Origin of the sequence: Roseivivax halodurans JCM 10272 (genome assembly GCF_000521785.1) — a bacterium.
Lineage (GTDB): Bacteria > Pseudomonadota > Alphaproteobacteria > Rhodobacterales > Rhodobacteraceae > Roseivivax > Roseivivax halodurans.
Window position 1 is genome coordinate 1 of sequence record NZ_JALZ01000144.1, and the last position, 374, is coordinate 374.

1 protein-coding gene is annotated in these 374 nt (G+C 64.7%); it reads left to right on the plus strand.

Going from position 1 to position 374, the window contains the following annotated elements:
* On the plus strand, positions 1-277 hold a 277-nt coding region (locus OCH239_RS21535; protein WP_037267657.1), incomplete at its 5' end, for an IS110 family transposase.
* Positions 278-374: the final 97 nt, after the last annotated feature.

Genomic DNA, 374 nt, shown 5'->3' on the forward strand with positions numbered 1-374 from the left:
ACCGCGGCAGCATTCGACAGGCGGCAAGCAAAGGCTCGGGGCCACGACGAAGATGGGCGAGCGCTCATTGCGCAGATTGCTGATCATCGGGGCCAACAGCGTCATCATCAAGCGCCATTGCCACGCGTCGGCACGCCAGGGCACCTGGCTGGCAAGCATGCTGGAGCGGAAGCCGACGATGCTGGTCCGGGTCGCGCTCGCTAACAAGATGGCGCGGATCGTCTGGGCACTGATGAAGAGCGGAGAGGTCTACCGGGCTCCGGCTGTGGCAGAGTAACACCTGCCAGCAGTCGCGAGGTCGTCGGAGCGGAGGAGGGCTGAGAGCAGCTTGGCGCAACGGTCGTGAGACGGGGTCGGAAAACCAGAGCGCAACA